Raw genomic sequence first — 21,808 nt, 5'->3', positions numbered from 1 at the left:
TGTGTCCATCAAGAATGAAGTTTCGCGTCCCGAGGCTCCTGCACACGCGACGCCGCCGTTCACATCATTCCGCCCATTCCACCCATGTCGGACATTTCGCTGCCGGCGCCGGCCTTCTCGGACTTTTGCGCGACCATCGCTTCGGTCGTGATCAATAGCCCGGCAATGGACGCGGCGTTTTCGAGCGCGATCCGGACAACTTTCGTCGGATCGATGACGCCGGCTTTCAGCAAGTCGCCGTATTCTTCAGCCTGAGCGTCGAAACCGAAGCTCGGGCTGTCGCTCTCGATCACCTTGCCAACGACGACCGATCCGTCGATCCCGGCATTTTCGGCAATCTGGCGCAGCGGTGCCTGGATCGCGCGGCGGACGATCTTGATGCCGGCATCCTGATCATTGTTCTCACCCTTCAGCGTCGCCAGCACCTTGCCAGCATGAACCAGTGCCACGCCGCCACCGGGCACGACACCTTCCTGAACCGCAGCGCGGGTGGCATTTAGCGCATCGTCCACGCGATCCTTGCGCTCCTTCACCTCGATCTCGGTTGCCCCGCCGACCCGGATCACGGCAATGCCGCCGGCAAGCTTGGCCAGCCGTTCCTGCAGCTTCTCCTTGTCGTAGTCCGAAGTTGTCTCCTCGATCTGCGCCCGGATTTGCCTGACGCGCGCTGCGATCGCGTCCTTGTCGCCGGCACCGTCGATGATCGTCGTGTCATCCTTGGTGATCGCGACCTTCTTGGCGGACCCGAGCATATCCATGGTAACATTCTCCAGCTTGGTGCCCACTTCTGCAGAAATCACCTGACCGCCCGTCAGCACGGCAACGTCTTCCATCATCGCCTTGCGGCGGTCTCCGAAGCCGGGCGCCTTGACGGCCGCGACCTTCAGTCCGCCGCGCAGCTTGTTGACGACCAGCGTGGCCAGCGCCTCGCCCTCGATATCCTCGGCCACGATCAGCAGTTGCTTGTCGGCCTGAATCACAGCCTCCAGCAGCGGCACCATGGATATGAGAGAGGTCAGTTTCTTTTCGTGAAGCAAGATGACGCAGTCTTCCAGTTCGACGACCATCTTCTGAGCATTCGTTATGAAATAGGGGCTCAGATAGCCGCGGTCGAACTGCATGCCCTCGACCACTTCGGTTTCGGTTTCCAGTCCCTTGTTTTCCTCGACGGTGATCACGCCTTCATTGCCGACCTTGGCCATCGCATCTGCGATCTGACGGCCGATCACGACTTCTCCGTTCGCCGAAATGGCCCCGACCTTCGCGATCTCGTCGCTGTTGCCGACGGGTCGGGACATGGCCTTGATCTCGGTCACAACCGCAGCGACTGCCTTGTCGATCCCGCGCTTGAGATCCATCGGGTTCATCCCGGCCGCGACCGACTTCATGCCCTCCCGGACAATCGCATGGGCGAGTACGGTGGCGGTCGTGGTTCCGTCGCCAGCCTCGTCATTGGTGCGCTGCGCGACCTCCTTGACCATCTGCGCGCCCATATTCTCGAAATGGTCGGACAGCTCGATTTCCTTGGCGACGGTCACACCATCCTTGGTGATGCGCGGCGCACCCCAAGATTTGTCGATGATGACGTTCCGGCCCTTGGGTCCGAGGGTGATCTTTACGGCGTTGGCCAGCGTGTTGATGCCTTTGAGCATACGGTCGCGGGCATCGGTACTGAATCTGACGTCTTTGGCGGACATGGTGGGGTGCTCCTGGGAATGAGATTTCGGCGTCGCTGTCGGGGTCAGGCCATGACGCCGAGAATGTCGCTCTCCTTCATGATCATGAGATCTTCGCCGTCGAGCTTGATCTCGGTACCCGACCACTTACCGAACAGGATCCTGTCGCCTGCCTTGACATCCATGGCGATCCGATTGCCATCTTCGTCCCTTGCTCCGGTACCCACCGAGACCACTTCGCCTTCTTGGGGCTTTTCCTTTGCGGTGTCCGGGATAATCAGTCCACCAGAAGTCTTGTCATCGCCTTCGATGCGGCGGACCAAAACCCGGTCATGCAGGGGTATAAACATTTGGAAAGACTCCTTCTACGGGGTTTCTGATATGAAATGGCGATTTCAGGGAGTCTCTGGCACTCGACATACATGAGTGCCAACACATTTAAAGTGGTGACTGTCGGGTCAGTAAACAATACCGTCAAGAAAATAGAGATGCTGCGAAAATCTGAACAGCCGGGATAAGTGGATTTTCCGCGCAACGGCGGCATGATGCTGCAAGCGAGGAGAAGACCATGGCAAGACGACCGCGCCGGAACCACAGCCCGGCCTTCAAGGCGAAAGTGGCTGTAGCCGCGATCAAGGGTGAGAAGACGCTGATCGAGCTGGCGCAGGATTTCGACGTTCACCCGAACCAGATCAAGCAGTGGCGCGATCAGCTTCTTGAGGGCGCGACCGGAGTGTTCGGCGAAGCCCCGGAGGCCGAGGCGGGACCGGTGATCGATGTGAAGACCCTGCATGCGAAGATCGGAGAGCTCACGCTGGAGAACGATTTTTTGTCCGGCGCGCTCGGGCCGAGGCGGGTCTGTTGCCGAGCGCAAGAAAATGATTGATCCCACCGCAAAGCTGAGCGTCAGCCGCCAGGCCATCGTGCTGGGGATCAGCCGGGGCAGCGTCTATTACAAGACGCGCCCTGTGTCGGACGCCGATCTGAAGCTGATGCACCGGATCGACAAGCTGCACATGGAGTTCCCCTTCGCGGACAGCCGGATGTTGCAAGGGCTGCTGGTCCAGGAGGGGTTCAAGGTCGGACGGCTGCACGTTACCACGCTAATGAAGCGCATGGGCATCGAAGCTCTTTACCATCGGCCGAACACCTCGAAACCGGCACCGGGGCACAAGATCTACCCCCTACCTGCTGAGAAAGCTGCCCGTCATCCGGCCCAAACAGGTCTGGGCGATGGACATCACCTACATCCCGATGGCGCGGGGCTTCATCTATCTCGCCGCGGTCGTGGACTGTTGCACCCGGCGCGTTCTGTCCTGGCGGGTGTCGATCACGCTGGAGGCCGACTTCTGCATAGAAGCTGTGGAGGAGGCGTTGGCACGTCACGGCACCCCCGAGATCATCAACACCGGTCAGGGCAGCCAGTTCACCTCGACTGACTTCATCAAGGTGCTGGCCGCCCGCGAGATCAGGATCAGCATGGACGGCAAGGGGGCCTGGCGCAACAATGTCTTCGTGGGGCGCCTGTGGCCGACCATCAAATACGAGGAAGTCTACCTGCGGGCCTATGCCAGCGTGTCCGAAGCCCGCGCCGGGATCTGCCGCCATCTTGGCTTCTACAACAGCCGCCGCCCGCATTCGTCGCTTGACGGGAAAACCCCCGATCAAGCCTACTTCAACCAGCCAATGCCCGAAGCGGTGGCGGCGTAACCGAGGCGGAGAATCCGCTTATCCCGGCTGTTCAGATCAACCGAACCACCTCTCACTAACGCGCAGGATTCACGTCCCTGTCGTTATTCCGCGCCGTCAGTCAGTATTTTCGATCGTAGAACCAGCGCCCGAAGATGTGTCTGCAAGCGTCTTGGGCCTTTATCGCCGCCTTTCGAGTGGATCATGTCTTTGGTCAGTAACTCTTGTTCTCTTCGGCAGACTCAGTGACGGCGTCAGCGCCTGCGGACACGTCTCTTCCGATACCGGCGGCGGTGTTACAACCCTGTAGCGTGAACGGTACAGTCAAGGTCGCCGCGATCAGCAGCGTTGACGCAAGCCTCGGCAACTTCATGAGATTCCTCCTGATATGATATGCAGCAGCAAATGCCGCGATCTCTGAAGGTCTGGTTATTCCGATTTCGAAAAGTTGACACTAACCTGCGTTAGCCTTCGGGGACCGAATGCCTCAAGATCTGTCCATTCAGCGACATTCTCACTCCCACGGGGAACGAGGGGCAGAAAGACTCACTCTGCGCTTTACGAACGCAGTGGCCGCTTTCGGCGAGTAGGTCCCGATGCAGTCTGCGGAGGCACCATGCTGAACCCGAGGCGCTTTGAAATTTCTTGGAGGAAATCCCCTCAGACTCAGCCCATTAATGCCCGGGCCTCCGCAAAGGTTAGCAGTTTGCAGCGCTTTTCATCCCAGAGGTGGAGACGTGCGCAGCGAAAACTTTGCCAAAGCGTGATGCGTTTGGATTGTGCAAGCATATCGTGGTCTTCGATCACTTCGGGAAGACGATAGAAAGGTATGCGGCTGGCCAGATGATGCACGTGGTGGATCCCAATGTTTCCGGTGATCCAGCGCAGAACGCCCGGGAGGGCATAGTGCGAACTGCTGTCGAATGCGGCGTCCTGCACGTTCCAGTCTTCCTCGCGCTCCCAGCTTGTGTCCTCGAACTGATGTTGCACGTAAAAGAACCACATTCCGGCCATCGCGGCCAAAAGCATCGTTGGCAGAAACACGAACAGGAGGACATCCCAACCGCCCAGCCAGACAATAGCCGCCAGGGTGACGCCAATTGCGACATTTGTCCCCATCGCACTCTGCCAATAGCGCCAGCCGGACCGCATCAAGTGAACAGGCAGCCGGTTCTGCAGGAAGAATGTGTAGAACGGCGCGACTCCGAACAGGAACACCGGATGGCGGATCAAGCGATAGACTGCCCGGCCGATCCACCCCTTCGCATAGTATTCGCTGACCGTCAGCGTCGGTAGATCCCCGACGCCCCGCCGGTCCAGGTTTCCAGTCGTGGCATGGTGGATCGCGTGCGTCTTGCGCCAGACGTCATAGGGCGTCAGCGTCAGAACACCGATCATGCGACCGATCCAGTCGCACAGGCGCCGGTCCCGAAAGAACGAGCCATGACCGTAATCATGCTGGATCATGAACAGCCGGACCAGGAAGGCGGCATTGATGACCGCCAATACCATGGTCAGCCCGATGCTGATCGACAACATCCACCAGGCAACTGCCCATGTCGCGACAAACGGGGCAAGCGTGACGGTCAGTTCGAAAATGCTACGGGAGGGGTTCGGCTGGCGATATTTTGCCAGGATTCTGGTCCATTCCGATGGGGTCAACCGGGTGTCACCCTTTTGTTCCTGGCGGACCAGGACGGATGATAGACCGTTGGGAGGGCGCGGAACCGAGCGGGGATTGAAATTGGGATGGCTGCGCGTTCGCTGGCATCGCAAATGCGTCAACATCGACGGCAATCCTTTGGTTCACCTTTCGGGTTGCAATCCGGCACCAGAATCTCTCGGTCATTCAGGGCAAGCCGGAGCGCCTTGCGAAACGAGGGCGCCACCATTCCTGCATGATAGGTGTGTTGGGACATTGCTGGTTATTTTTCCTGCGGATATTTTGCCACGGCGATACCATTGTGGCAGCAAAGATCACGGCAGGGGCTAACCTCGATCAGCCCGTTTCGCCGCGATATTTCCTAGGATGTGTTCTGCAGGGAACGGTGCAGGGAAGGCTTGGGGAGAATGTATGGATAGCAGTAATGAGTATGCGGTCATCCAGATCAGGGGTGGCGGTCATCCGCGCACAGTCGACTGCAAATCGGAAGGGAGCATCTGGATGGATAATCTGACCAGCAAGACCACCGCCGTTTTTTCCCGACCGTTTACCGTTCCGGGTTTTGACGAGACACTTCCCGCGGGTGAATACGAGATCGAGACAGAGCTTTCATCGCCTCCCAGCCACCTCAACCCACAAGCATGGAAGGCGTCGGTCCTAGTTCACCTGAATCCGCGGATATCCCATCCCGGCCTTGCCCGAAGCCTGACCCTGTCTCTGGTCGATCTGGACAAGGCCCGCGCCAAGGACAAGCTGTCTGGAAGGGAGCTGTCGCATTTCTTTCTCGAAGAGATGTTGTCCGATCCTATGGTGCGTCTTGTCATGCAGGCCGACGGTGTTTCCGAAGCACAACTGCGTCATCTCTATTCGAGCGACAGTTCGCAAAGACAGTCCCGTGATGTGTCAGGCATCGAGCGTGCGGAAAACGAAGGCATGCCGACGCGTACCGAAATCGCGCCACCGCGACAGTGAAATCCATCATATCAATCGAGGGGTGTTTCATTGATCGGAGATAATCGCATGCAATCTGAAAATGAGAACACCGACATCTATCATCCGGCCCGCGCATTGGACGACACGCCCAAGGAAAGATGTTGCCTGCGGTGCAAGGCCATCTTTTGGAGCGATGGGTTCGGAGAACGGATCTGTCGGCGCTGCAAGGGCCTGACCGCATGGCGGAACGCAGCCCACTCCAGTCGCGGCACATCGCGCAATCGCTGAAAGAATGTGTGAAGCTGATCCGTCTTTTCCGCCCGGGCCGATTTCGGGTCGCTCACTTCTGTGCAAACCGGCGACAGAGCATTGGTTGAAAGCAAAGCACCTAACGCAGATCAGTATGCCTGACCGCCAATAATGCAATTCAGAGATCAGTTCGGGTGAAACCGCCGCGCAGGTGCGTGGTGATTACCTTATTGAAAGGACACAGAAGATGGGCAACCATGGAAAGACAATTGCATTCGTCATTACCGCTGCAACGCTCGTGCTCGGGGGTTGCACCTACAACAATGGGACCGCCAACAAGCCCGCAACCGGCGCCGTTATCGGCGGTCTGACCGGAGCGGCGGCCGGGCGGGTCATCGGTGGGGATACCAAGGCAACCTTGATCGGTGGCGCAGTCGGGGCCGCGGTCGGTGGGGCGATCGGGGCGCAGATGGCGGCGCAGGAACGCGAGTTGCGCCAGTCTCTCGCCGGCACGGGTGCAGATGTCACCAACACCGGCAGCCAGCTCCGGGTCATCCTGCCCGAGGCGGTGACATTCCGTACCGCGTCTTCGGTCGTCGATCCCGGGTTCCGGCCTGCATTGAGGACGGTTTCGGAAAGCCTGCGCCAGCATCCCAACTCGACTGTTCGTGTCGTCGGGCACACGGACAATGTCGGGTCGGCAACCTACAACAACCAACTCAGCCGTGACCGTGCGATGTCGGTTGCACGGGAACTTGTTGCCAATGGTACCGCCGCGTCGCGGGTCACCGTATCAGGTCGCGGGTTTTACGAACCGATCACATCGAATGCGAGCGCAGCCGGGCGCGCGCAGAATCGCCGGGTCGAGATCGTGATAACGCCGACCAATTGAGCGTATCCAGAGTTGACTGAAATGGGACGTGCCGGGATCAACCCCGCGCCCGTCCCGTTCTTGTCGGGCCGCAGGAACCGCGCTTGAAAAAACTCCCCGGCACCAACCTGGATCAGTCCCACCCCGACCGCGTCCGGATAGGGTTCTGATTGATGGCAACATATTCCGCCATCGATTGTTTGTAACGAGCGCTGGCAAAGCTTTCCTGTCGGGTAGCCGGAGACCATCCCGGTCCGACGGGGAGCTTTGTCAATTCGTGCAGACCGTTTAAAGGATCAATTCCATGGACTCGAAATCACCTGCACTCAACACGGCCGAAAAGATGAAATCCGTCAAGGCGGCCTGGGACAAGGCTCCCTCTGGTCCCAAGAAGGATTCGGCGCTGAAGCACTATCAGGCAGCCGAAAAGGCGCAAACGGCGAAGAATGACGCTGAGTGCAACCGTGAACTCGACGCGGCAAAGCACGCGCTGGCATAAGGGCCGCAGGGCCGCGCAACGATGCCTCTCCGGCGGGATTTGTCGGAGGGGAGGTTCAGCGCAGCAGGGGCCCTTCCTGATCGAGATATTCTGTGTCGAAACAGGCGAACTCCTTGAGACGCTCGAAGTTGTCAAAGACAACGCGCCCCTTCCGAAATGTGACGAGCCCCTCTTCGCGCAGTAGTCGAAGAACGCGGTTCACATGCACGGCGCTCAGACCGAGCGCGTCGGCAAGGTGGTATTGCGTCAGCGGACAGTCAAAGCCCGTCCTGTCGCCGCCCCCCACGAGTTTCAGCCGCGCCCCGAGTTCGAGCAGGAGATGCGCCATGCGTTCCTCGGCCGAACGACGGCCAAGGTTGACCAGGTGCTCCACCACCATCGCTTCGTCCCGCGAGGCGGCCCAGAGCACTGCTGTGGCGAGGCGTGGCGCACGCGAAAAGCCATCGAAGATATCCGACGCCAGAACCTCGGAGGCCTCGATATCGGTCACCGCCTCGACGCTGTGGTCGGCGGTGCGGAACAGGATGCTGCGCAGCCCCAGAAAATCGCCGGGTATCTGGAAATCAACGATCTGGCGTTCACCATTTGGCAGGATCTTGTAGGAAAAGGCCCATCCCTTGGCCAGAATGAAGGCAGATTGGTTTCTCTCACCATGATTGATCATTTCATGCCCGGAAAGAAAGGTCCGGCGGCGCTGGTGAAAACGCGCAAGCGTTTCCACGTCGACATCCGAAAGGGTGACGAAGGCGGAGAGTTTTCGTGTCAGCGGGCTGTTTGCAGGCAAGATGTCAACTTTCAGAAAAGATCGGCAGCGGGTGGTACCCAAAGTCAAGTAGCCGAAAGAGAAGTGCCTCACGCTGCTTTGGATCAGTCGAGTGTAGCAGATTGCGCCTATGATCGCGACAAGCTCCGGCCAGCGGATAGTCGGAGCCACCTGTCCCATGAATGGAAAGTGACACCGATATGACCACGCATCACAGCATCGCCGGCACCGCCGCACTGTCGATATGCGAAGCAATACTTCTGGCACTCAATGACCGCAATATCCTTCCGGAAAACGAGATTCTGGGGATTCTCAAGGATGCGGCGGCGGCACACGAATTTGCACCCGATGATGGTGCCGCCGAGATGCACGTCGCTGTGGCGGCCTTGATCAACAGCATTCTTGCCGGCGGCAACTCTGTGCGCCGACGCTGACTGGCCTGGATTTTCCGGGATGTCGGCGTATTGCCGATTGCGCGCTGGCAGGTTGCGCCCCTAGAGGCGACCCGTTACCACCAGCACGAGCAGGATCAGCAAAATGAGACCAACAGAGCCGCTGGGGATATACCCCCAGGACCGGCTATGCCCCCAGGTGGGAAGCACGCCAATCAGCATGAGAACGAGTACGACGATGAGAATGGCGCCAAGCATGAAGGTGTCCTTTGTTCTGGATTCGGGTATGAGTGGTCCCGCCGCGGGGGGACAGCGCGGCGGGACCATTCGGCAGCATGATCAGCCCTTCCGCGGAGCGACCTGTACCTTGCCGAATGCCTTTTGAAACCGTCCTTCGGCCTTTTTCGTCTTTCCCTCAGCCTCAAGCGTTTTGTACTCTGACTGCCTGGTCGCGCCCTTCCTGGTCGCATCGCCGGCCTTTTTCTTGCGGTTCTTTTCCATGGATCATGGTTCTCCGTTGGGTTCCGGCATTAATTGAGCGATCACGGGGCCAGAACGATCTGACGCGTCTCAGACGCTTCTGAAAGCATCTTCGCCTTTCGTCATGCTCGCGGCGCTAACCTGCATCAGCGCGGGCAGAATTTGCTGCCCTTAGGCTTTCGGCGGCGCGTATGCGTCGCTTATCCATCGCAACAGAAAGGCTGGCGCGCGCCATGTCCGACCCGACCTTGCACACAGCATCAAGAGAGCCGCACCCGGCACCATCCGGAGGCTGGTTTGCGTCGCTTGACCGTGGCACGATCCAGTCGTTGCTGCTGGGCATCATTGCCGGGGTGATGATGCTGGCGGGATTGAGCGCGGCCAGCCTGATCGCGGTGCCCACGGTTCTGGCGTTGCTTTGCGCGATTGCTCTTGCGCCCTGGGTCCGATGGCTGGAGAGATCGGGCGCTCCTGCGTCGCTTTGTGCTGCTTTGGTGGTTGGCAGTATTCTGATCGGGGCGGCCACTACTGTCTATTCCCTGGCGCCCTCAGCCGAGGCCTGGAACAGCCGCGCGCCGCAGATCCTGCGCGAGGTGGAACGACGCGCCCGCGAGATCGCATCGGGGGTTTCGGACACTCTGCAAACCAGTCCAGAAGTTGTCCCCTCTGAAATGCCCGAACAGCGCGTTCCGACCGAAACCAGTGATGCGCCCGAGCCGGGACCGGGTGAAGACGCCGTGGACAAGCTGGTCGAAGGCGGCCAGAGACTGCTTGCGGACTGGGCGATCGGCGCACCGGGACTCGCTGCGGGGATCGCGTTCTGGGCGATGCTGACCTTCTTTTTTCTGAGAGACCGCGTGATGCTGGCCCGATGGGGCATGTCGCTGATACCCTGGCCTTCGACACGCCGGGCGGTTGGGCGGGCCATGCGCGACGTGCGCACCAATGTTGCGCGCTATTTGCTGGCAATCAGCGCCATCAATCTGGGGCTTGGCCTCTGCATCGCTGGAGCGTTTTACCTGCTCGGGGTGGAGAACGCCCCTCTCTGGGGCGTTGCTGCGGCGCTCCTGAATTTCATGCCCTTCATCGGAGTTGCCATTCTTGGGGTGGTCACATTGGGTGTCGGGATCGTTTCTTTCGAGGATCCGTTAGTTGCCTTTGCACCCTTTGCCGTCGTCGTCATACTGAACTTGATCGAAGCACAGGTGGTCACGCCGATGGTCGTGGGTTCAAGGATCCGCATCGCCCCGATTGCCGTCTTTGTGGCGATTGCCTTCGGGGCGTGGCTCTGGGGCGCTGCGGGTGCGCTGGTTGCCACTCCGACGCTGATTGTCGCAGTTGCCTTCGTGCGGCGTCTCAACGTCGCTTCGCCCTCGTCACGACCGTCGCGCCAGTACGAACGCGGCCACAAAGGCCACGAGCGGCAGTAAGGGTCGCGCCGACCGGGCAAGGACGGTCGCGAGGGCGATGTCGGTCTCGGCGCGGCTTCGTGCTGCCATGGTCCGCGCTGCCTGCCTCGCGGAAATCGCGCGCCCGAAAAGATGCATGGCCAGTGCAAGCACCGCAAAGAGTGCGGCGAACGCGATGGCCGCAACCGGGAATCCAACCTCCCGCATCAGCACGACAAAACCTGCCGAAACGAGAAACGCTGTCGCCACGATCGCAAGAAGCGCCGTGGCGATTGCCATTGTGGCGCGAATACCCGCGCTGCGGACCGCGGTGCCGGCAAGGTCGCGCAGCGGATCCCATAACGGCAGCGCCATGTCAGTTCAGCCCTTCCGCGCCATCATGCCAAACAGCAGCCCAATTCCGGCGGCAATCCCGACAGCGGTCAGGGGATGATCGAGCACCGCGTTGGTTGCCGTCGTGCGGGCGTCACGACCGGTCTGCCCGATCTGCTGACCGGCCTTTCCGATACCTTCGGCCATATTGTCAGAGAGTGTTGATGCAAGCTTTGCCAGGTCTGCCCGCAGCACCTCGATCTGATGGCTTAGGTCGTCAGGGGAAGCGGCGGCTTTGATGGCTGAGGTGACAGGGGTGTTCATTCGGTATCTCCAGTAATGGGTCAGTCGCCCCAGATCGTGCCGGGGCCCACATGCTATATGCTTGATTGCGACCAGCCTGCGCCGTCCGATCGGGACTGTCGCAAGTTTGGGATCGCTGGTGTTGTGTCGTTCAGCGCAGGCCCAAGTAACCCAGAACGAACATGACAATCACGACAAGGCCGACAAAGTAAATGATCTGGTTCATCGGCTCCCTGCCTGTTCCGCAACCAGCGAATGGCTAGTCATCGGAGAATGAGTAATCCTCTCGCTGTTGGAGCACCACAACATGGATCAGTCTCGCCTGGCATCTCATGAAGCGGTCCGAGTTGGGCTTTGATCCGGCCGCACCAGCAGCAAAGTCAGTCACACGGCTGATTTGCATCAGTCAGAGTGAATAGATGTCAGGTTAGTATAGAGTCCTGACATCATCGCTCACCCCGTTTCAAAGGAACAGAAATTGTCACAGTCAAATATCCTTGGCCTTGTCGTCCTCGCCTTGGGCAGCTTTCTGCTGTTTTTCGCATGGCGTGCCTCGAACACCCCGGTCGATCAGTTGTCAGAGGCGCTCACCGGACGATTTACCAACAACACGATGTGGTATCTGGTTGGCGGGCTGATCGGCACTATAGGTGGTCTGGCACTGCTGCTTCGCGGCAGGAAAACGTCCTGAGCCTTGGTTCAGGACCGAAACGCCCCCGGCCAGAAGAGTGACCGGGGGTATCTTCAAACCAATGGCTGTTGTCTCGGACAGGCGCTGCAAGTGAGCCCTTGAGCGTTCAGAGTCCTCTTTGCCGGACAAGTGCCGTGATCCTGCGCACAGCTACACGACGGTTCAGACGCTCGGCGTCCTGCGTTGGGATCTTCAGAAAGCGTTCGCCATAGCCCTGGACGACCATGTTCTCGGTCGGCACATCGAAATACTCGCTGAGGGCCAGCGCCACCGACTCGGCGCGCCGGTCGGACAGAAGCAGATTGTAGCCCGGCGCCCCAACCGCATCGGTATAGCCCTCGATCAGGAACAGTTCGGTCGGATCATTCGCGATCAGCTCGCGCATCAGCATGCCCATCTGCCGGAGCTGTTGTGCCTGCGACGGCTGAATGGCGGATGAGTTGGTGGCAAAGGTGATATTCCGAAGATTGATCTCGGGGCTCAACTGCCGCACCTCGTGGATTTCCCGCACCTGCCGCAGGCTGAAACTGCGACCGATATCGCGCCGGTCAGCGGCAAGCAGCGCCAAGCGCAGGCTTTCACGGTCGCTCGCGGCCTGATAATCGAAATCGTCGAATTCTGGTTCAGGAAGGTCACGGATCACCACGGGTTCAAAACTGCGGGTGTCGTCGAACAGCACATATTGACGCCCGTCCGTCTCGACAAGAACGCGCCTCAGAACGCGCCCGCCCGAATCGCGGATGGTGATGATCTCCGTGCCGTCACTGCGAAGGACATTGGTGCGCGTGGAACCGTCGCTGAACCGCTCGGTGCGTACATCCGAACCGGGCTGACGCAGCAGCGCGTCATCGTCTTTGAGGATCCGGTAGTAATTGTCATCATCAACCACAACGACCCGATCACCCGTATTTGCTTCGACGCGCTGACCATTCAACAGGATCGCGCCCACCACGACCGCGCCAAGAGCCAGCAGACCAGCCTTCTCCAGATCGCTAATTCCGCTCTTTGATTTCGCCTTTGGCGCGACATTTTGCTGGGTTGTGCTGCGCTCCTGGTCTTCGGGACTCCACTCAAGAAACTCCTCGCTGCTCGAGCGCTGTGTCTCCTCTGTAACGGTCTGGGTTGTCACTTCGGCCGATGTTTCTGCATCCGTATCGGTTGCCAGCGCTTCGAGCGAATCGCCGGTCAGAGTGTCGACACAGACGACAGAACCGTCACTGGCGATAACCTCTGCGAGACATGCTTCGGTATTGTCCGTGCTCGTGCTGGTCGTAGCCGTGTCGGTTTGTTGGTCTTCTTCGGCTGGCGCCTCTGTCGTGGCTTGTGTCTCGGCCTCAGTGGCAGCATCCGCCTGCGTTTCTGGTTCAGCGCCTGCGTCGGTTTCTTTCTTTTCTGCTTCGGCGGTTGCCTGAGCCCCGGATTCCGCGTCTGCGGCTGCCTGAGCCTCGGCACCTTCTGCCGCAAGGATTGCTGCGTCGGCTTCGGCCTGCGCCTCGGCTTCGGCCTGAGCCTCGGATTCCGCGTCTGCGGCGGCCTGAGCCTCGGCACCTTCTGCCGCAAGGATCGCTGCGTCGGCTTCGGCCTGCGCTTCGGCTTCGGCGGCTGCCTGAGCCTCGGCTGCCGCGTCTGCCGCCGCCTGTGCCTCAGCCTCTTCTGCCGCGAGGGCTTCGGCTTCGGCCTGTCCAGTGGTATCGTCCTCGACAGGTGCGGCTGTGGCGGCGTCGGTCGTCGCCGCTTCAAGTTCCAAAATGTGAAGGCCACACTCCAATTCCTCGAAGATATTGACCTCGGCACATATTTCTTCGGGCGTGCGCAAAGGGGTCTGTTCGTCTGTCTGTGCGCCGGCATCGTTTACGCTCACGTCCGGGCTGGATTGCGCGAACGACGGCAATGGCTGCAGCAGCGACAATGCAGCAAGAATTGCCGTAGTTGATTTCAATGGCCTGTGGGTCATATCGTTTCCTCTCAAGTGGAGTGCAGAAGGTTCGAGCCAGGTCAGGTGCTGCAGCAGAGTGACTGCAAGCTGACTCGGCCAATAGAAGAAGGCATCATGCGGGCATCACTTCAGCGCCTCGACAGCTGCCCGGCATTCCTCCAGACGCTTGGTTTCGTCATGAACTGCGAATGCGGCCTGCGCAGCCCGAAAAGGTGCAAGGGCTATGCTTCGGCCCGGACTTTCGGGGGCGGAGGTCCACGCTTGCCAAGTATCGTTCATCTGGTGTGAGGTAGATATGAAAAGCGAGCGATCTGGGTCCACGTGATTCTCCTGAAATTCCCCAACCAAGAACGCAGGCAGAACCTCTTCGGGCTGAAAAAAGGACAGTGCTGAGTGCTGTCGGCCCCTTGGAGGCATTTCCGATGTTGTATGGTCCGATCATTTTCCAAGCTAAAGCGGACGCGCCAACATCACGCTGATACATGTTAGTATCAGAACACTCATTTTGAGCGATAGCTTGATAGAGGGCGAACGAAAACGCCGCCCGAATACGTTGATAAATCATATCACATCACATCGAAAAGCGAAACGTGTCAAATGCTCGACTGGGCATTGCACGGCGTGCTTGCGATGAGGATCAAACAAGGAAAAAAGAAATGAAACTTCTCCGAACCACCGCACTTTGTACCGGCCTGGCACTGATCGCCGCCGGCCCGCTGGCCGCAATGGAAAAGACCTTGTCCGGCGTAGAGGTCAAAGCTGACCTGAGCGCCTATGAAGACAACAATGTTCTCAAGTTCTGGCCGACGCTGGAAGAAGACATCACCACGGCGATTGCCTCGCAAGTGACCGTTGACGATCGCGCCGACGCGCCGCGAATCTCCGTCGAGATCAGCAAGGTTGCGATCGACGGCGATACAACTCTGCCTGATACCGGGGAGTTCAATCAGCTTGAGGGCACGGTGACCACTTACGAAGGGGTCAACAATGTCGCTTCAGTCTCCAAGGGACAAGCCCGAGATGCACAGATTGGCAGCTATGCAATGCGTATGAGTGCCGTAAGTGGCGAACAAGAAGCACCGGAAGGCTGGGTTACTGTGGCGCCATCCCAAGACGATTTCTACAATGCCCTCATCAATGCTTACGCGACGGCAATTGTCGAACGTATCGAAGAATAATGATCAGCAAGAGACGCCAATCCAGCTCGGGTTGGATTGGCGGTTCTCTGACTCTTAAGCATCTTCCGACGAAGAGAGCTTCGACGCTTGCTAGACCTTGCGATGCACACGGGGCTGCACCCAAAGGCACAGTCAGACGAAACCAGCTTGAGCCGGGCAGGGCGGTTTCGTAACCTCGCCGGATGACCAAACCTGACCCATTTCGCTATTTCAAGACGAGCCGAGAGATTATCCGCCTAGCGGTGATGATGTACGTCCGTTTTCCTCTGTCCCTTCGAAATGTCGAGGATTTGCTCCACGAACGCGGCATCGATGTCAGCCACGAAGCGGTGAGATATTGGTGGCACCGGTTCGGTCCGATGTTCGCGGCGGAGATTCGAAAGCGACGGATTGAGGGGATGAAATTCAGCCGATGGCGTTGGCACCTCGACGAGGTCTTCGTGAAGGTCAATGGGGAGCGGCACTACCTTTGGCGGGCCGTGGATCACGAAGGCGAAGTCCTGGAAAGTTTTGTCACAAGGACGCGCGACAAGAAAGCCGCATTGAAATTTTTAAAGAAAGCAACGCGTAAGCATGGCCGCCCGAACGTTATCGTCACGGATCGGCTGCGGTCCTACGGTGCCGCGCTGAAGGAGATTGGTGCGAAACACCGCCAAGAAACTGGCCGCTGGCTGAACAATAGAGCAGAGAATTCGCACTTGCCGTTCCGACGACGAGAGAGGGCCATGCTTCGCTTCAGGCGCATGCGAAGTTTGCAGAAATTCGCCGCCGTTCACGCATCAGTCTACAATCACTTTAATCAAGAACGCAGTCTCTCAACTCGAACGAATTTCAAACTCAACCGCGCCGCTGCTCTTGCCGAGTGGCGCGGTCTCTGCGCGGCATAAGGGACAGGCTTACTGTCCTTGTGGAGACTGGTTCGAATTAGTCTGCCAGCACCGCCACTCTGGAACATAAGTGCGAACGCCGTTCGCCGCAGTTCCTACGCCATTTGCCGACGCCAGAACCTTCAGAAGCTCGTTGCGCGAACCCATGATCCGAACCTCGCGCTCGGCAACCTCGACCCGCTGGGCCAGCGCCCGCAGATGATCCCGCCGAAATCTGCCGTCCTTTCCACGCATGCGCCGACGGGCGACGGCCGCGAAACGGGCGATCTGGTCGGGTGTGACCGCCTGGCCCGCGCTCTCGATCGAGGCGCGCGCGCGTTCCGCGTCGATGCGCGCCTGATCGCGCGTCGCCTTCAGTTCCTCGATGCGCGTCCTGAGCGACGGATCGTCCAGATCGACGACGCCGCTCTCGATGGCGTCGTAAAGGCGCTTCAATCGCGCCTCGGCGGCGGCCGCGCGGTTGACAAGTTCTGCCGCATGCGCGCGCCGACGTTCATCCCTCTCCTCACGACGGTCGAGATGGATGGCGAGCAAGTCGCGTAGCCGTTCGGGCTGAAGGAGCCGCTTCTCCAGATGCTCGGCCACCAGATGGTCGAGCCGGTCCATCTGGACCGTGCGACCCTTGCAGCCGGTCTTGCCCTGCCGCGCGGCGGTCGAGCAGGTGTAGTAGCGATAGTGCTTGGCCTTGCCCGACGTGCGCAGCGTCATCGCGCCGCCGCAGTCGGCGCAGAAGCAGATGCCGGTGAGCAGCGTCGGCCCGCTGACTGTCCGGCCCGGCACGACCATCGGACTGCGGGACTTGAGCAGTTCCTGGACCGCGTCGAAGGTCTCCCGGTCGATCAGCGGCGGCACGGGCACGGTGACGGTTTCGGCCTGGGACTTCGGCGTGCCGTCCTTGTAGCGCCTACCCCAGTGATGCTCGCCGATATAGGTCCGGCGCGTCAGGATGCGGTGCACGGTGCCGACGCCCCAGCGTCCGCCGGTGCGGGTGTAGAGCTTGCGCGCGTTGAGATACGCCGCGATCGCCTTCACGCCCATGCGCCCGCTCGTGCCGTCGCCTTCCAACGCCAGCTTGAACATCAGCCGGACCGTGTCGGCATGCAGCGGATCGATCTCCAGCACCTTCTTGATCTTCGCGCCGCGCTTCTCGGCGTCGACGACGCGATAGCCGACCGGCGGCAGCGAGCCATTCCAGAAGCCTTGGCGGGCGTTCTCCTTCAGGGCCCGGAGCGTATGCTTGGCGTTCTCCTTGGACTGATACTCGTCGAACAGCGCCATGATCTGGCGCATCATGACGTGCATCGGGTCGTCGCCCAGCTCCTGCGTCATCGAGACGAGCCGGACGCCGTTCTTGGCAAGCTTGCGGACGTAGAACTCCAGCTCGAAATGGTCGCGGAAGAAGCGGCTGAAGGAGTGGACCACCACGACGTCGAAGGCCGCCGGCTTCGCCGTGCCGGCCTCCATCATCCGCTGGAACTCCGGCCTCCGGTCATTGGTCGCCGAGGCGCCGGGCTCGATATAGGTCTCCACGAGCTGGTACCCGCGCGCCGCGCAATAGGCTTCGCCCTGCCGGCGCTGGTCGGGGATCGATACGTCGTGCTCGGCCTGCCGGGCCGTCGAGACGCGCAGATACAGCGCCGCGCGCAGCTTCACGGCGGGTTGCGGGGCGTTCACGAGCGGCCCCCTGCGGCCTTGCGCTCCGTCCCGTCGATCAGCGGCAGGTCGAGCGAGACTCTGTCGTAGACGATCTTCGGCTTGAGGCGCCGGCCCTCGCCGGGCTGCATCTCGATCAGGCCGTAGTCGGCCATCTTCTTCAGCGTCCGCGACAGGTTCGACTTGGCGCGGCCGGTCATCTGCGCGAGATCGTCGAGCGAGCCCGGCGCGCGTTCGGCGATGGTGCGCAGGAGCTCGCGGTTCCCGGCCGACAGGACCTGGGCGAAGGACTCGGTCGAGGTGAACCAAACCTTGGGGTCGTCCGGCCCCTGGCGCTCCTCGCCGCGGGCGATCCGCATCGTCCGCGCCTTCATCGTCTCGTAATCGGCGATGCCGACCTTCAGCGTCGTCATGGGATCACTCCGCTCTCCTTCAGCACTGCGTCCACCAGCGTCCAGAAGTCGGCGAGCAGCGTCGCCGCATCCCGGTAATCGTAGGGACGCACGGTCCGAAGCCGGTGCCGGTGATCCTGCGGTTCGCCACGCTTGCGACGGCCCACGGGGTGGGCGTTGTCGAAGCCGGCGAGCCGTCCGCCGTCGGGACCGTGCAGGGTCAGCGCATAGTCGAGCCCGTGGGGCTTCTCCGGGCTGACCGGCACACGGCGGACAACGAACTTGACCCAGTGCCCGCCCTGCGGATCGACGACCAGCACCTGGCTGTCGAGATCGAGCAAGGCGTCGAGGCCGGGATCGCGCGTCTCTCTTGTCATGAGAGGTTATCGCGAGGTGATAACAACGTCAAGCGCGATCCGGCCCTTCCGGCCCGAACAGCTCCTCGAGAATGTCGCCGAACCAGGCCTCGAAGACGTCCACCTCCTCGGGCGTCACCGGCACGTCCTCGGGCCAGTCATCGGTCACTCGCCAATCCGACAGATCGTCCGCGACGGGACGGCCGCGCGGCTTCGGCTCTGGCAGACGGCAGTAGTCGAAGAGATCGATCTTGGCCGGAGGGGAGCCTGAGAAGCGGCGTCTATCGTTTGCGGCGGAGGACATGGTTCAACCGTGCCGCGCGATCGCCGGTTCATAAATCAAAACTGTCGGGCCGGAGAGCTCTCGGCGGCGAAGACAGGCACGCTGCGCGACGCCTCAGCGCGTGGTGCGCCAGCGATGAGAGTGAAAGTCCAGCGGCTGTCGCCGTGACGGGTTTGGAGGTCGAGAGAGAGGCTCTCAGGCCGCCCGTCATGGAGATGAGCCATGACTTCAGTCGAGATCATGACCGGCCGCCCCGAGAGCGGCGGCTACAAGGTGGACGTGTCGCGCGGCGAGCGCGTGGGCCGCGTGTCGTCGGAATGGTTTTCCCGGCCGGACGACGAGCGTTATCTGTCGCTGGACGACCTCTTCGCCTCGGTGAAGGGCCGGGCCGAGCGCAGCCGGACGCGCACCGTCGAGAGCGCTGCGATCCGCGTCGAGGCGCACCGTGACGACCCCGAGCGGCTGGCGCTGGTCCTGCCCGACGCTGAGGCTCCGGTCGCGCCAACCCATTGGAGCTTCGGCCAACTCGCCGGTCTCGTGGGCGCTCCGGCGGCCTATCTGCGCCAACTCCCGGCGCCGCTCGCGGGCATCAACCTGCAATACGGGCTGACCAACCACCGCGCTGAACAGGTCAAGACGCTGGAGACGGACGACGGCCGGACCGAGCTGCGCGCCGTCACCGGACCTGATTACGGGCGCATCTACGATCACGAGCTCGTCTCCGCCGTCCGCCGCATTGCGGGAAACGGCACCGGCGACACGCGCTGGAAGGTGCCGGGCGTGCTCGACTGGTCGACTGGCGTCTACAACCCGATGGTCGACGTCACCAAGGATACGACCACGCTCTACGCCTCGGACCGGGACGTCTTCCTCTTCCTGGTCGACGACATGAACCCCATCGAGGCGGGACGGCGGCCGGACGGCTCGCCCGACCTTTATTTCCGGGGGTTCTATTGCTGGAACTCCGAAGTCGGCGCGAAGACGCTCGGCATCGCGAGCTTCTATCTCCGCGCTGTCTGCCAGAACCGCAATCTCTGGGGCGTCGAGGACTTCCAGGAGATCTCGATCCGGCACTCCAAATACGCCGCCAACCGCTTTGCCCATGAAGCCGCCCCGGCGCTGATGCGCTTCGCCAACTCCTCGCCGGCGCCGTTCATCGAGGGCATCCGTGCGGCGCGCGAGAAGATCGTCGCACGCTGCGACGAGGATCGCGCCGATTTTCTGAAGAAGCGCGGCTTCTCGAAAGCCGAGACGGCGAAGATCGTCGAGACCGTCCTTGCCGAGGAGGGCCGCCCGCCCGAGAGCGTGTTCGACTTCGTGCAAGGCATCACGGCCGTCGCGCGGTCCAAGCCGCAGCAGGACGCGCGCCTCGCGATAGAAACCCGCGCGAAGGCATTGCTGGAGCGCGCGATTTGATCGCGGGACATTGCGGATCGCCCGCCGTCGTGGCATTGAGGCTCCAGCCGCGCACCCGTGCGGCATGGAGCTTTGATGTCTACGATTGCGGGTCACCGCGCGTCCTGATCCGAGGGCGCTGAGCACAGAAGACGTTGGCGGCCGCGAGAGCGGCTGCCCGCTTATCTGTGCATAGCAATCGAACATCACTGGCGAGAACGGCACGCGACTGGATCCAGTCAGTGGCCCGCCGGTTTCTCGCCGAACAGACGAAAGCTCCACATACCATGACCATTGAACTGACGATCCGTCCCGCCGAGCGGCAGGACATCGCCGCCATACAGTCCGTGGCGGACAACGCCGAACTCTTCCCACCCGAGATGCTCGAAGACATGATGATCGGGTATCTCGACCGGACCAGCAACGACCTGTGGTTCGTCGCCCTCACCGGCGACCGCCTTGTCGGGTTCGGGTTCTGCGAACCCGAGCGCATGACGAGCGGCACGTGGAACCTGCTGGCCATCGGCATCCTCGACGACTGCCGCGGACAAGGCATCGGCGCGGCAATGATGCGTCACCTCGAGGACCGTCTTCGCACGGCCGGCGAACGCATCCTGATCGTGGAGACCCTCGGCACGCCAGCCTTCGAGCGCACGCGGTCCTTCTACCGCACGAACGGCTATGTCGAGGAAGCCCGCATCCGGGAGTTCTACGAACCCGGAGGCGACAAAGTCGTCTACTGGAAGCATCTCTGACCAAGAACCGGGCCGTCCCTTGGGACGGCCCGGCCTCTATCGCGGCTGCATCACGCGTTTGCGCGTCGATGCAGCCGTACATCTGCGGCGTCGCCTCTTCAGAGTGAGAGGGCGGCGCTGCGCTTCGTGACGGGTTTGGAGGTCGAGAGAGAGGCTCCCGATCGGCCCGTCGCGGAGAACTCCGATGACCAAGCAACAGAAGATCACCCTCAGCGCCTCGCGCGATATCCCCTTCAACAAGCTGGTGCTCAGCCAGTCCAACGTCCGGCGCATCAAGGCCGGCGTCTCGATCGAGGAGCTCGCCGAGGACATCGCCCGGCGCACGCTGCTCGCCTCGATCACCGTCCGGCCCGTGGTCGACGAGAGCGGCGCCGAGACCGGCATGTTCGAGATCCCGGCGGGCGGGAGGCGCTACCGGGCGCTGGAACTCCTCGTCAAGCAGAAGCGGCTCGCGCGCACCGCCCCCGTGCCCTGCATCGTGCGCACCGACGGGCTCGCCGAGGAAGACAGCCTTGCTGAGAACGTCCAGCGCGCGCCGCTCCACCCGCTCGACCAGTTCCGCGCCTTTCAGGCGATGCGCGAGAAGGGCCGCAGCGAGGAGGAGATCGCCGCCGCCTTCTTCGTCTCGCCGAACGTTGTGAAGCAGCGGCTGAAGCTCGCCGCCGTCGCCCCCTCGCTGCTCGATGCCTACGCCGAGGAGGAGATGACGCTCGACCAGCTGATGGCCTTCACGGTCAGCCCTGACCATGAGCGCCAGGAACAGGTCTGGGAGGCGCTGAAGCGCCACTACTCCAGGCAGCCCTACGAGATCCGCCGCATGCTGACCGAGGGCGCCGTGCGCGCCTCCGACCGGCGGGCGCAGTTCGTCGGGCTCGACGCCTACCAGGAGGCCGGCGGCCTCATCCTGCGCGACCTGTTCCAGTCCGACGATGGCGGCTGGCTGCAGGATGAATCGCTCCGGGTTTGTCGGAGACCTATAGCTTCATTTCACGCGACCATATCGAGCACGTCGCGCTGTGCATAGAAGTTCTCTTCGGCCTCTG

General features: G+C 61.1%; 23 protein-coding genes and 2 pseudogenes. 12 read left to right on the top strand and 13 right to left on the bottom strand.

The features are described 5' to 3' along the window. Positions 1 to 59 precede the first annotated feature (59 nt). Both groL and BSG08_RS16905 read right to left on the bottom strand, forming a co-directional pair. On the bottom strand, positions 60 to 1,697 hold the full coding sequence (groL, locus tag BSG08_RS16910; RefSeq protein WP_093039028.1) for a chaperonin GroEL: 1,638 nt from the start codon (positions 1,695 to 1,697) through the stop codon (positions 60 to 62). 44 nt (positions 1,698 to 1,741) lie between these two features. Beyond that, positions 1,742 to 2,026: a co-chaperone GroES gene (locus tag BSG08_RS16905; protein WP_093039027.1), complete on the bottom strand. Its 285-nt coding sequence runs from the start codon at positions 2,024 to 2,026 to the stop codon at positions 1,742 to 1,744. Positions 2,027 to 2,244: 218 nt separating this feature from the next. Here BSG08_RS16905 and BSG08_RS16900 point away from each other — a divergent pair. Further along, positions 2,245 to 3,386 (top strand): annotated as a pseudogene (locus BSG08_RS16900) (IS3 family transposase). Between the two features lie 645 nt (positions 3,387 to 4,031). Here BSG08_RS16900 and BSG08_RS16895 read toward each other — a convergent pair. After that, positions 4,032 to 5,153: a fatty acid desaturase gene (locus BSG08_RS16895; protein WP_093039026.1), complete on the bottom strand. Its 1,122-nt coding sequence runs from the start codon at positions 5,151 to 5,153 to the stop codon at positions 4,032 to 4,034. Between the two features lie 376 nt (positions 5,154 to 5,529). Between BSG08_RS16895 and BSG08_RS16890 the strand changes: the two genes are divergently transcribed. The 3 genes from BSG08_RS16890 to BSG08_RS16875 all read left to right on the top strand — a co-directional run bounded on the left by BSG08_RS16890 (position 5,530) and on the right by BSG08_RS16875 (position 7,580). After that, positions 5,530 to 6,000, top strand: coding sequence for a hypothetical protein (locus BSG08_RS16890; RefSeq protein WP_093039078.1), 471 nt, complete (start codon positions 5,530 to 5,532; stop codon positions 5,998 to 6,000). A gap of 457 nt (positions 6,001 to 6,457) precedes the next feature. Further along, positions 6,458 to 7,102, top strand: a complete 645-nt coding sequence (locus BSG08_RS16880) for a YiaD family glycine zipper/OmpA-like lipoprotein (RefSeq protein WP_093039024.1) — start codon at positions 6,458 to 6,460, stop codon at positions 7,100 to 7,102. A gap of 283 nt (positions 7,103 to 7,385) precedes the next feature. Next, complete coding sequence (locus BSG08_RS16875) at positions 7,386 to 7,580, top strand: hypothetical protein (RefSeq protein WP_093039023.1); 195 nt, start codon at positions 7,386 to 7,388, stop codon at positions 7,578 to 7,580. Between the two features lie 55 nt (positions 7,581 to 7,635). Here BSG08_RS16875 and BSG08_RS16870 read toward each other — a convergent pair whose 3' ends face one another. After that, positions 7,636 to 8,367: a Crp/Fnr family transcriptional regulator gene (locus BSG08_RS16870; protein ID WP_425439306.1), complete on the bottom strand. Its 732-nt coding sequence runs from the start codon at positions 8,365 to 8,367 to the stop codon at positions 7,636 to 7,638. Between the two features lie 158 nt (positions 8,368 to 8,525). Here BSG08_RS16870 and BSG08_RS16865 point away from each other — a divergent pair, with 158 nt between their 5' ends. Next, positions 8,526 to 8,777: a hypothetical protein gene (locus tag BSG08_RS16865; RefSeq protein WP_245770734.1), complete on the top strand. Its 252-nt coding sequence runs from the start codon at positions 8,526 to 8,528 to the stop codon at positions 8,775 to 8,777. Positions 8,778 to 8,837: 60 nt separating this feature from the next. Here the strand turns inward: BSG08_RS16865 and BSG08_RS16860 are convergent, their stop codons facing one another. Both BSG08_RS16860 and BSG08_RS19320 read right to left on the bottom strand, forming a co-directional pair. Further along, entirely contained in the window at positions 8,838 to 8,993 is a 156-nt protein-coding gene (locus BSG08_RS16860) for a DUF3309 family protein (protein WP_093039021.1), read from the bottom strand. An 81-nt stretch (positions 8,994 to 9,074) separates the two neighbouring features. Next, positions 9,075 to 9,236 carry a CsbD family protein gene (locus tag BSG08_RS19320; RefSeq protein WP_139274588.1) on the bottom strand — a complete coding sequence of 54 codons (162 nt, stop codon included), beginning with the start codon at positions 9,234 to 9,236 and terminating at the stop codon, positions 9,075 to 9,077. Positions 9,237 to 9,448: 212 nt separating this feature from the next. On the opposite strand from BSG08_RS19320, the gene BSG08_RS16855 reads away from it, so the two are divergent. Then, entirely contained in the window at positions 9,449 to 10,645 is a 1,197-nt protein-coding gene (locus BSG08_RS16855) for an AI-2E family transporter (RefSeq protein WP_175544815.1), read from the top strand. On the opposite strand, the gene BSG08_RS16850 is transcribed toward BSG08_RS16855, so the two are convergent. Together BSG08_RS16850 and BSG08_RS16845 are read right to left on the bottom strand one after the other, a co-directional pair. Then, positions 10,592 to 10,978 carry a hypothetical protein gene (locus BSG08_RS16850; protein ID WP_093039019.1) on the bottom strand — a complete coding sequence of 129 codons (387 nt, stop codon included), beginning with the start codon at positions 10,976 to 10,978 and terminating at the stop codon, positions 10,592 to 10,594. The two genes, BSG08_RS16855 and BSG08_RS16850, sit on opposite strands and share 54 nt — an antisense overlap. A gap of 6 nt (positions 10,979 to 10,984) precedes the next feature. Continuing rightward, a complete protein-coding gene (locus tag BSG08_RS16845) occupies positions 10,985 to 11,260 on the bottom strand; it encodes an ElaB/YgaM/YqjD family protein (RefSeq protein WP_093039018.1) in 276 nt (91 codons plus the stop codon). A 457-nt stretch (positions 11,261 to 11,717) separates the two neighbouring features. Between BSG08_RS16845 and BSG08_RS16840 the strand changes: the two genes are divergently transcribed. Beyond that, the gene (locus tag BSG08_RS16840) at positions 11,718 to 11,930 is read left to right on the top strand and encodes a DUF3185 family protein (RefSeq protein WP_093039017.1); all 213 of its coding nucleotides are present in this window, start codon (positions 11,718 to 11,720) and stop codon (positions 11,928 to 11,930) included. Between the two features lie 106 nt (positions 11,931 to 12,036). Here the strand turns inward: BSG08_RS16840 and BSG08_RS16835 are convergent, their stop codons facing one another. Beyond that, positions 12,037 to 13,884, bottom strand: coding sequence for an OmpA family protein (locus tag BSG08_RS16835; RefSeq protein ID WP_139274587.1), 1,848 nt, complete (start codon positions 13,882 to 13,884; stop codon positions 12,037 to 12,039). A gap of 638 nt (positions 13,885 to 14,522) precedes the next feature. Between BSG08_RS16835 and BSG08_RS16825 the strand changes: the two genes are divergently transcribed. Both BSG08_RS16825 and BSG08_RS16820 read left to right on the top strand, forming a co-directional pair. Further along, entirely contained in the window at positions 14,523 to 15,044 is a 522-nt protein-coding gene (locus BSG08_RS16825; RefSeq protein ID WP_245770733.1) for a hypothetical protein, read from the top strand. A 182-nt stretch (positions 15,045 to 15,226) separates the two neighbouring features. Then, positions 15,227 to 15,931: an IS6 family transposase gene (locus BSG08_RS16820; protein WP_093039014.1), complete on the top strand. Its 705-nt coding sequence runs from the start codon at positions 15,227 to 15,229 to the stop codon at positions 15,929 to 15,931. A 9-nt stretch (positions 15,932 to 15,940) separates the two neighbouring features. Here the strand turns inward: BSG08_RS16820 and BSG08_RS16815 are convergent, their stop codons facing one another. Genes BSG08_RS16815 through BSG08_RS16800 form a run of 4 tightly spaced genes read right to left on the bottom strand, consistent with a single transcriptional unit; the run spans position 15,941 to position 18,636 of the window. Continuing rightward, a complete protein-coding gene (locus BSG08_RS16815) occupies positions 15,941 to 17,605 on the bottom strand; it encodes a recombinase family protein (protein ID WP_093039013.1) in 1,665 nt (554 codons plus the stop codon). Continuing rightward, entirely contained in the window at positions 17,602 to 17,997 is a 396-nt protein-coding gene (locus BSG08_RS16810) for an HVO_A0114 family putative DNA-binding protein (protein WP_093039012.1), read from the bottom strand. The genes BSG08_RS16815 and BSG08_RS16810 overlap by 4 nt, the downstream gene beginning before the upstream one ends. Then, positions 17,994 to 18,353: a toxin-antitoxin system TumE family protein gene (locus BSG08_RS16805; RefSeq protein WP_093039011.1), complete on the bottom strand. Its 360-nt coding sequence runs from the start codon at positions 18,351 to 18,353 to the stop codon at positions 17,994 to 17,996. Before BSG08_RS16805 ends, BSG08_RS16810 begins: the two co-directional genes overlap by 4 nt. A 28-nt stretch (positions 18,354 to 18,381) precedes the next feature. Then, entirely contained in the window at positions 18,382 to 18,636 is a 255-nt protein-coding gene (locus BSG08_RS16800) for a hypothetical protein (RefSeq protein ID WP_093039010.1), read from the bottom strand. Positions 18,637 to 18,837: 201 nt separating this feature from the next. Here BSG08_RS16800 and BSG08_RS16795 point away from each other — a divergent pair, with 201 nt between their 5' ends. The 3 genes and pseudogenes from BSG08_RS16795 to BSG08_RS16785 form a co-directional block, all read left to right on the top strand. Continuing rightward, the gene (locus tag BSG08_RS16795) at positions 18,838 to 20,031 is read left to right on the top strand and encodes a DUF932 domain-containing protein (protein WP_093039009.1); all 1,194 of its coding nucleotides are present in this window, start codon (positions 18,838 to 18,840) and stop codon (positions 20,029 to 20,031) included. A gap of 266 nt (positions 20,032 to 20,297) precedes the next feature. Beyond that, the gene (locus tag BSG08_RS16790) at positions 20,298 to 20,765 is read left to right on the top strand and encodes a GNAT family N-acetyltransferase (RefSeq protein WP_093039008.1); all 468 of its coding nucleotides are present in this window, start codon (positions 20,298 to 20,300) and stop codon (positions 20,763 to 20,765) included. A gap of 184 nt (positions 20,766 to 20,949) precedes the next feature. Beyond that, positions 20,950 to 21,723: pseudogene (locus BSG08_RS16785) on the top strand (ParB/RepB/Spo0J family partition protein); the annotation flags it as partial. Positions 21,724 to 21,808 lie beyond the last annotated feature (85 nt).

Source organism: Roseovarius azorensis (assembly GCF_900109455.1).
GTDB lineage: Bacteria > Pseudomonadota > Alphaproteobacteria > Rhodobacterales > Rhodobacteraceae > Roseovarius > Roseovarius azorensis.
The sequence above is the reverse complement of the archived record's forward strand: the minus strand, read 5'-3'. Positions and strand labels throughout refer to the sequence as shown.

Bases quoted from the DNA above. Each gene is read 5' to 3' on its own strand.
- BSG08_RS16820 (WP_093039014.1), top strand. From the start codon at position 15,227: ATGACCAAACCTGACCCATTTCGCTATTTCAAGACGAGCCGAGAGATT.
- BSG08_RS19320 (WP_139274588.1), bottom strand. From the start codon at position 9,236: ATGGAAAAGAACCGCAAGAAAAAGGCCGGCGATGCGACCAGGAAGGGC.
- BSG08_RS16845 (WP_093039018.1), bottom strand. From the start codon at position 11,260: ATGAACACCCCTGTCACCTCAGCCATCAAAGCCGCCGCTTCCCCTGAC.
- BSG08_RS16800 (WP_093039010.1), bottom strand. From the start codon at position 18,636: ATGTCCTCCGCCGCAAACGATAGACGCCGCTTCTCAGGCTCCCCTCCG.
- BSG08_RS16825 (WP_245770733.1), top strand. From the start codon at position 14,523: ATGAAACTTCTCCGAACCACCGCACTTTGTACCGGCCTGGCACTGATC.
- BSG08_RS16890 (WP_093039078.1), top strand. From the start codon at position 5,530: ATGGATAATCTGACCAGCAAGACCACCGCCGTTTTTTCCCGACCGTTT.
- BSG08_RS16875 (WP_093039023.1), top strand. From the start codon at position 7,386: ATGGACTCGAAATCACCTGCACTCAACACGGCCGAAAAGATGAAATCC.
- BSG08_RS16790 (WP_093039008.1), top strand. From the start codon at position 20,298: ATGACCATTGAACTGACGATCCGTCCCGCCGAGCGGCAGGACATCGCC.
- BSG08_RS16805 (WP_093039011.1), bottom strand. From the start codon at position 18,353: ATGACAAGAGAGACGCGCGATCCCGGCCTCGACGCCTTGCTCGATCTC.
- BSG08_RS16810 (WP_093039012.1), bottom strand. From the start codon at position 17,997: ATGACGACGCTGAAGGTCGGCATCGCCGATTACGAGACGATGAAGGCG.
- BSG08_RS16880 (WP_093039024.1), top strand. From the start codon at position 6,458: ATGGGCAACCATGGAAAGACAATTGCATTCGTCATTACCGCTGCAACG.
- BSG08_RS16860 (WP_093039021.1), bottom strand. From the start codon at position 8,993: ATGCTTGGCGCCATTCTCATCGTCGTACTCGTTCTCATGCTGATTGGC.
- BSG08_RS16855 (WP_175544815.1), top strand. From the start codon at position 9,449: ATGTCCGACCCGACCTTGCACACAGCATCAAGAGAGCCGCACCCGGCA.
- BSG08_RS16905 (WP_093039027.1), bottom strand. From the start codon at position 2,026: ATGTTTATACCCCTGCATGACCGGGTTTTGGTCCGCCGCATCGAAGGC.
- BSG08_RS16795 (WP_093039009.1), top strand. From the start codon at position 18,838: ATGACTTCAGTCGAGATCATGACCGGCCGCCCCGAGAGCGGCGGCTAC.
- BSG08_RS16835 (WP_139274587.1), bottom strand. From the start codon at position 13,884: ATGACCCACAGGCCATTGAAATCAACTACGGCAATTCTTGCTGCATTG.
- groL (WP_093039028.1), bottom strand. From the start codon at position 1,697: ATGTCCGCCAAAGACGTCAGATTCAGTACCGATGCCCGCGACCGTATG.
- BSG08_RS16850 (WP_093039019.1), bottom strand. From the start codon at position 10,978: ATGGCGCTGCCGTTATGGGATCCGCTGCGCGACCTTGCCGGCACCGCG.
- BSG08_RS16895 (WP_093039026.1), bottom strand. From the start codon at position 5,153: ATGTTGACGCATTTGCGATGCCAGCGAACGCGCAGCCATCCCAATTTC.
- BSG08_RS16865 (WP_245770734.1), top strand. From the start codon at position 8,526: ATGGAAAGTGACACCGATATGACCACGCATCACAGCATCGCCGGCACC.